The sequence below is a fragment of the Deltaproteobacteria bacterium HGW-Deltaproteobacteria-2 genome, from assembly GCA_002840505.1.
GTDB lineage: Bacteria > Desulfobacterota > Syntrophia > Syntrophales > Smithellaceae > Smithella.
In genome coordinates this window covers 176579-183818 of record PHBC01000006.1, presented here as the reverse complement: position 1 = coordinate 183818, position 7240 = coordinate 176579, and the positions used below count along the sequence as shown (strand labels likewise).

Here is a 7240-nt window from a genome sequence, read left to right as displayed (position 1 = left end):
ACGGTTCAGGGATTGAAAGCTTAAACCTAATTTATGGAGGGGGAATGTCATTTAGACAATCCCCCTCCTCACTGAAATAGCAATAAAACAGAGGGAAGCTATCATTTGGGCATTCCCTCTCCCCAACTTCACGTGACCTATGAATTGCAATGAGTGCGGTTAAGCAATAGCACAAACTATTTCTTTTGGGTTCACGATCTTTTTGACTTTTACTCTTTTCTCGTAACTATCATTATTGTTTGCTAATTTTTGAAATAGGATAAGGAATTCATACATATTTGTAGCTTGTTTAAAAAATGATTTTTTAAGGAGGCTGGAATTATGACAAGAAAGGTTAGACTGCTTTTCGAGAGTATTTCAATCCTCTGTTTGATTGTTTTCCTGTTCGTGGATTTATCAGGATGCGCAGCAACAAGGCATACTGTGCAGAGAACCGTCGTTCCTTTGCTGGATACGTCGGTGGATGATCTCGTGGATAAACTTCTGAGGCAGAAAAATGGCGCTTTTGTCAAAGAAGGCCTTCCAGGGGCTCTGCTGGTGGTGACAGGGCTTACTGAAATGGCGCCGACAAATTATAACCTCCTGGCAACGACGTCTTTCTTGTATGCGGCTTATGGTCTGTTTGTAGAGGACGAAAATAACGATTACGCCATATCCCTGTACAGGGTCGGAACAGATTATGGTATGCGGGCCATGAAGGTCAATAATTCCAGATTTCGTAAAGCAGTAGAAAGCGGGACCCCTGTTTATGAAGCAGTCAAGTTTCTGACGAAGGATGATTTGAAGGCTCTGACTTGGTATGCGATCAATGTTGCCAAGCGGTGCACTCTGCAGTTGGCTCACCCGGAGGAGATTACAGATGTTCAGGATGGTATTGCCGCGTCGAAGCGCGGTAATGAGCTCGATCCAAAGTATTTTTGGGGGGCCAACTGGGCAGTCCTGGGTGTATTTTATTCAATTATGCCGACCTATGGCGACTTGGGTGGTGGACAGGAGGCGGCTTGGAATGCGTTTGTTAACGGCAACAAGGCGGAAAATGGTGAATTTGGTTTGATGGATGTAATGGCGGCTAGGTATTTGGGTCCACTCCTCAGGGATCGGGACTGGTATGACCGGTTGAATAACCGGGTAATCGAGATGGATCCCTGTAAGCTGGGCGGCGGCCTTTGCGCCGTCAATGAGATGGCCAAACAAAAGGCGCGATATAACATGGAACATAAAGCCAGATGGTTTAGTTATTAAAGGCAGATTGTTTTTTTAACAAGCAATATCTTATCAAATATAAAATATTTTAGCAGAAGGAAAGGCAATCTTGATGACGACCACCAGATAGCCGATTAAACGCGGCACATCATGCGGCGACAACCATATTTTTCCCTTGGTGTTTACCTTTGTAAAGAGCCTGATCAGCTCGTTTGATGCAGGCTTCAATATCATCAGAAGCTTCCTTATACACACTAAGGCCAAATGTCATAGTAACGGGAATGTTTACATTATTATATTTGAATTCAGTATCTTCAATCTTTTTTCGTATACGCTCGGCAACTTTTTGTCCATCATCAAGATCAGTCTCTACCAGCATGATGAGAAACTCTTCTCCACCCCATCGTGAAGTAAAATCAATACCACGAACCATATCCTTCATCAGGCGTGAAATCGTTATTAATACATAATCACCGCTGTCGTGTCCAAAGGTGTCGTTCACATGCTTAAAATCGTCAATATCGCTGAGAATGATTGTAAACGGCTTGCTCAGCCGCAACTGACGCTCCCGCTCACCCTCCATGCTTGTCCACATTTCTCTACGATTGTAAAGTCCGGTCAGTGGATCCAGCTTTGAAGCGTTTGCAAATTCTTCCTTTTCCTGCCGAATATAATTGATAAGCATCTGTTGTGACAATTCGTAATAGTAAACAATAAAGGTGATTATAATATAGACAATACTGAAGCGTATAATGATAAAATGGGTGTATGGTTTTGAACGCATCATTTGTTCTGGCGCTATCATTAAAAAGAAATTTATGCAGAAAAATAACAATGCAAACACCTTCCCTTTTTTATCTCCCATAACGGAAAAGCATGCTATAGGTAACATAAACGCCCAGAAAAATATGGAGATTTCTGTTCTGCCGAGAATAGTAGTGATGCTGCCAAAAAGGATAAGGCCCACGCCTAACATCCAGTAAACAGCTTCCGTTTTCTCTCTTTTGCGAAGATAGAACAGGATAAACAAAGAAACAAAAAATCCCAACCCGTCCCATGCAACAATGAAGTATTCCCGGCTGTAAAAATGGTAGACAGAAAAAAGAGCCGTGGCAGTCATGATTGTCAGTAGAATAAATACCGCTGATATCCGCCTGCGCTCCTCTTCAGGATTAAGTGGTAACGAACTACCAATCTTAATCAAAATGCGAGTAAAGCGTGAGCGTCTTATATCTTTAGGAATGCTGTTTTGCATGGCACTTCTCACGAATAATAAGTACGATTATTATTGCCTACATTATATTCAATCAATCTCAAATAATTGAAGCAATTTTTTAATAAAAACTTGCTTGTTTGTAGAAAGAATAAGACATTTGTTCTTACATGTCAATGAGAAGCTGCCTGGCTAAAAAGCAGATCCTTAGAAAGTTGCAATATTCATGCAACTGCCAATGTTGCAAGAAACGGGAATTGAACCCGCACAGCCTCAAGGACCGAGGGATTTTAAGTCCCTTGCGTCTACCAATTCCGCCACCCAGGCATGTGAATTAAAATATGATAAGCGATTGGGCTTATATTATTTTTGCGTTGCACTGTCAAGAGTATACTGATTAATTTTTCTCTTTGTTTTTTGTTTCTTGAAGATTTCACGGCTTATATGATAAGCATGATTCACCTTGGAAAGGAAGTTGAATATGCGCGAAGTTGATTTAATCATCACCGGCGGGAAAGCACTTCTGCTCGACTCTAAAAACACTTATCTTGATCACGCCGCTATCGCGATTAACGCGGGCAATATTATTGCTGTTGGTCATACTGAACAAATAACAAAACAATATCAAGCTAAAAAAACCATCACGGCCAATGATTCTCTGATTATGCCCGGCTTTGTCAATTGTCACACGCATGCGGCAATGACCTGTTTTCGCGGTATCGCCGATGACCTGGAACTTATGGACTGGCTCAATAATTACATCTTTCCCGCCGAAGCCAAAAATGTGAATAAAGAGCTTGCTTACTGGGGCTCGCTGCTGGCCGCCGCCGAAATGATCAAATCCGGCACTACCACTTTTTGCGATATGTACATATTCGAAGATGAAACTGCCCGCGCGGCAAAAGAGGCTGGAATGCGCTGTCTTGTAGGAGAAGTGCTGTTTGATTTCCCCTCGCCTAACTTTAAAACTACCGCAGAAGGTATTGCTTACACAAAAATGCTTATCGAAAAATGGAAGGGCGATCCTCTGGTCAATATAATTATCGAGCCGCACGCGCTCTATACCTGTTCAAATCCTCTGCTGACCGAGGTGAAAAGACTTGCCGAAGATTATCATCTGCCGATAGGGCTGCACCTGCTGGAAAACGCCGCAGAAAAAAAACAGCTTGAAGAAAAGTTCGGAAAAGGCGCAGTCTCTTTCCTGAAAGACATTGGTTATCTCGACGAGCAATTAATCGCGTTTCATTGCGTCTGCTTTAAGGATGAAGATATTAAATTGTTTGCCGATCACGGTTGTAAAGTTGTCCACAATCCGGCCAGCAACATGAAACTGGCCAGTGGCGTGGCTCCGGTACCGGAAATGCTTAATGCCGGCGTCATGGTCGGTCTGGGAACCGACGGCTGCGCCAGTAACAACAATCTGGACATGATAAAAGAAATGTCCACCGCAGCAAAACTTCACAAAGTTGCCAGACTCGATCCGACCGTAATGGACGCCCAAACAGTCGTACGCATGGCCACCATTGAAGGCGCGAAAGCTCTCAGCATGGATAAGATAACCGGTTCTCTGGAAGCTGGAAAGAAAGCCGATATTATAGTTATCGGTCTGAATAAACCGCACTTGACGCCGATTTACAGCGAATATTCGCATCTTGTTTACGCGATGAGCGGCGCTGATGTTGACACTGTTATAATTAACGGTAAAGTTGTGATGGAAAACCGCAAATTTTTGACCATCAATGAAGCCGAAGTGATGCAGAAGGCAAGAGAGATTGCTGTAAAGGTAAAGCAAAGTCTTAGGAAATAAAAACATTTCATTAATTATCCTCCGCTTGCGGAGGTGTCACGCAGTGACGGAGGTGGATTCAATATTAACACATCCACCCCCTGCCCCCCGCCAGCGGGGGACAAAAACAAAATAATATAACCGGTTAAAGGAGAGGTGGAAATTTATGAAATCACATAATCTCTGTATCCGTCATAAGTTGATCATTGCTTTAATTCTACTGCTTCCCCTGTGTTCCATGGCGACGGTAAAGGAAGTCACGCTGTTTCCCCGCTCTGCAAAAATATCAGAGACTGCCAAAATTCATCTTCAATGCGATAATGGAAAATGCAGCGCTGTTTTCACTCTGCCTCCGCAGACTGATCTCGAATCTTTTGTAGTTTCTCCTGTTCCGGACAGTCGAGTAAAAATTGACGATATTCAAACAAAATCTGTTCAGGTCCAGGATGAGGCCCGAATCGCCGAGTTGCGAAAGCAGATAACCGTGCTGGAAAGTGAAAAAAAAGAATTTCTGGCAAAGCTGCAGGCACTCGAAGCACAGCTTCAGTTTTGGCAGGCGCAGACAAAAGCAAAGACAAAAACCGTCGCTGATTCCTATAAACTGGCCGACGCTATCGGAAAAAACGTCCAGAAATCCAGTCAGGAAAAATTTACTACTGAAACCCAGTTGGAAAAATTAGATAAAAAAATCAAGAAACTTCAAGACGAACTAAATCAAGCTGCAGGTCGCAAAGAAACTGCATGGGAAGTAACATTAACACTGTCCGGTTCCACTCAAAATGAAGTATCTTTAAACTACGCATACACGCTTGCCGGTTGCGGCTGGCTCCCTCTCTACCGTATTGAAGCTCTACCAGCAAACAAAAACGTTTCCTTTTCCTGGGAGGCGGAAATCTGGCAGTCATCCGGTGAAGACTGGAAGCATGTGCAGTTAAATTTAGCCACTCTGCAACCGGTAATAAATGTTAGTCCTCCGGATATGCCGGAATGGATTATAAAACCCAGAAAGCTTTACAAAGCGGTACGAAATAAAGATGCGGCAGCACCTGCATTATTGCAGCAGGAAGTGTCTGCGGAAGATGAAACTCTGGGTGCGGCTCCCACGGAAACGCGAAATACAACCTATTCTGTCTGGTCGCTGGGACAAAAGAACATTACGGCCGGAAGCAGGCAGCGTTTAAAAATCAAAGATGAATTATGGCCGGCGGAGTTTCTTTTTCTGGTTCGTCCAGCCATAAATCCGCAGGCTTTTGTTCGCGCTCAGGTAAAGCTGGATAAACCAGCAGAAATTCCTCACGGACAGGCAACATTTGTTATTGATGGAGCTGTGCTTGGCAAACGTGAATTTTCCTTTGCCGGTTCCGAAGGAGATCTCTTTTTTGGAACAAGCCCGCTTGTTTCAGTCACCTCTACAACATTAGCGGATCAGTCCGGCGAAAAAACAATTTTTCAGGATAAGCAAACCAGAAGTTGGCAATGGCTGATTGAGGCAAAGAATTCCGGGAATGCCAACATTAAACTGCGCATCGAAGAACCGGTACCGCAGGCACGCGACAAAAGAATAAAGTTGAACTTCAGGCAGAATCCGGAACCGGTGGAAAAAGACCATGCCAAGTTTGTCTGGTTGCTGGATGTTCCCGCCGGACAGAAAAAAACAATACAGAACAATATTGAACTGGAAGCGCCGAGTGATCTTAATATTGATTTCGGCTGGCGGTAGTTTTGTGCCTACCTTCAGGTAAGACATATGAAATATTTTATTAAGGAAATAGAAAAATAAAAATTATCCAGTGCTTCACTTGCGGAAATAAGCAATTGTTTGTTTCACCTACAAGATTACACTTGAATGCATCACTGAGAATGAATGATAACCGTTTGAAAATCAGCTTAATTCTTGCCAAAAGGATTCGCTCCCTTGTTATACAATATTATGGCTTGGGGATATGGAATCGACTTATCATCAACGAACCCGAAAGAGCAAACATGAGAACGAGAGGATGAAGTTTGAAGCCGACAATAGTAATCTCGCCGAACCACAGGTTCTGGTTTATTGCACCGAACCATGTCGCCAGTGAGAGGATAAAGACGAGGAGAATCGAAGTCGGTATTGGTGTTCCCTCGAAGTACTTCACCTTGTCAGTTCCCTGGGATAATGTTTCTGCAGTGACATTGTACCTGGCAAGGCGTGATACCCCGCAAGCAACGAAAAAAACCAAGACGATGCGATCGTACAGGCCTTGCATACCGCAACCATACGCGATGATTGCGGGGGCCACTCCGAAGGAGATAATATCAGCTAGTGAGTCGAGTTCTCGACCTAGTATCGAAGTCTTTTTCCGCCACCTGGCGATGCGACCGTCTAAGAAGTCAAATATCAGTGCAACTAAGACGAGACTGCATGAGAAATAGACGTGCCTGACATCATGCTGTTCGAGATATGTTATGATAGAGAAGAGTGCACCTGTGCCGCAGACAGCGTTCGCAAGAGTAAACCAGTCTGCCAAGTAGAACTCTCGAATCATCGAAAACGGTTTTTTCGGGGTACTTGTAATCATTGGATGTACCTACCCCCCTTCTTTAGAGATTTTCTATCTCCAAATCTTCCCATTCATGTTTTGGATCACTCACAAAGGTTTGTGCTACCGAGCAACTCGTTCCTCCTCCGGTGGAGGAATAATACGTTACGACTGTTCTGACTATCCATCCGCCAGGGACTTCTAATAAGGCACTTTCAGTATGACCATTTTTTATGTCATTTAATTTTTGCCACATTTTAACCCTCCTCCAGTTATAAATCGTTTACCTTGGCGTGTTTTAACTGCCCCTTCTTTTCGTTGGCCCCAGTAAAAGAAATAATCGGGATCTTTCTCGGTCTTTTTGTAGGTATTAGGCATTACCATAACCTTCCTGCCTGGACTCAAAGTTACACCTGTAAGTTTGACCATCTCTTTCATTGTTTATTTTTTACTTTGGTTTAATCCTGACTATGAGCAAGTAAACTCATTTGTCGCATATAACTAAACGGTTCTATCTCTCCC

General features: G+C 43.5%; 7 protein-coding genes and 1 tRNA gene. 3 read left to right on the top strand and 5 right to left on the bottom strand.

The window, feature by feature from the left end; genetic code table 11:
- Positions 1 to 321: 321 nt before the first annotated feature.
- Positions 322 to 1242 (top strand): hypothetical protein, encoded by a 921-nt coding sequence (locus tag CVU62_12720; GenBank protein PKN36952.1) that lies wholly within the window; start codon positions 322 to 324, stop codon positions 1240 to 1242.
- A 109-nt stretch (positions 1243 to 1351) separates the two neighbouring features.
- Here the strand turns inward: CVU62_12720 and CVU62_12715 are convergent, their stop codons facing one another.
- Positions 1352 to 2458 (bottom strand): hypothetical protein, encoded by a 1107-nt coding sequence (locus tag CVU62_12715; GenBank protein PKN36951.1) that lies wholly within the window; start codon positions 2456 to 2458, stop codon positions 1352 to 1354.
- A gap of 197 nt (positions 2459 to 2655) precedes the next feature.
- Positions 2656 to 2743 (bottom strand) — tRNA-Leu (locus CVU62_12710).
- Between the two features lie 154 nt (positions 2744 to 2897).
- Between CVU62_12710 and CVU62_12705 the strand changes: the two genes are divergently transcribed.
- Positions 2898 to 4223, top strand: a complete 1326-nt coding sequence (locus CVU62_12705; protein ID PKN36950.1) for an S-adenosylhomocysteine deaminase — start codon at positions 2898 to 2900, stop codon at positions 4221 to 4223.
- A gap of 145 nt (positions 4224 to 4368) precedes the next feature.
- A complete protein-coding gene (locus CVU62_12700; GenBank protein PKN36949.1) occupies positions 4369 to 5922 on the top strand; it encodes a hypothetical protein in 1554 nt (517 codons plus the stop codon).
- Positions 5923 to 6130: 208 nt separating this feature from the next.
- Here CVU62_12700 and pssA read toward each other — a convergent pair whose 3' ends face one another.
- The 3 genes from pssA to CVU62_12685 are packed head-to-tail and all read right to left on the bottom strand — an operon-like array spanning position 6131 to position 7156.
- Positions 6131 to 6757: a CDP-diacylglycerol--serine O-phosphatidyltransferase gene (pssA, locus tag CVU62_12695; GenBank protein PKN36948.1), complete on the bottom strand. Its 627-nt coding sequence runs from the start codon at positions 6755 to 6757 to the stop codon at positions 6131 to 6133.
- A gap of 22 nt (positions 6758 to 6779) precedes the next feature.
- Complete coding sequence (locus CVU62_12690) at positions 6780 to 6974, bottom strand: hypothetical protein (GenBank protein PKN36947.1); 195 nt, start codon at positions 6972 to 6974, stop codon at positions 6780 to 6782.
- The gene (locus CVU62_12685) at positions 6959 to 7156 is read right to left on the bottom strand and encodes a hypothetical protein (protein ID PKN36946.1); all 198 of its coding nucleotides are present in this window, start codon (positions 7154 to 7156) and stop codon (positions 6959 to 6961) included. Before CVU62_12685 ends, CVU62_12690 begins: the two co-directional genes overlap by 16 nt.
- Positions 7157 to 7240: the final 84 nt, after the last annotated feature.

Excerpts from the sequence above, each read along its gene's own strand:
- CVU62_12720 (PKN36952.1), top strand. The coding sequence starts at position 322 with ATGACAAGAAAGGTTAGACTGCTTTTCGAGAGTATTTCAATCCTCTGT.
- CVU62_12715 (PKN36951.1), bottom strand. The coding sequence starts at position 2,458 with ATGCAAAACAGCATTCCTAAAGATATAAGACGCTCACGCTTTACTCGC.
- CVU62_12705 (PKN36950.1), top strand. The coding sequence starts at position 2,898 with ATGCGCGAAGTTGATTTAATCATCACCGGCGGGAAAGCACTTCTGCTC.
- CVU62_12700 (PKN36949.1), top strand. The coding sequence starts at position 4,369 with ATGAAATCACATAATCTCTGTATCCGTCATAAGTTGATCATTGCTTTA.
- pssA (PKN36948.1), bottom strand. The coding sequence starts at position 6,757 with ATGATTACAAGTACCCCGAAAAAACCGTTTTCGATGATTCGAGAGTTC.
- CVU62_12690 (PKN36947.1), bottom strand. The coding sequence starts at position 6,974 with ATGTGGCAAAAATTAAATGACATAAAAAATGGTCATACTGAAAGTGCC.
- CVU62_12685 (PKN36946.1), bottom strand. The coding sequence starts at position 7,156 with ATGAAAGAGATGGTCAAACTTACAGGTGTAACTTTGAGTCCAGGCAGG.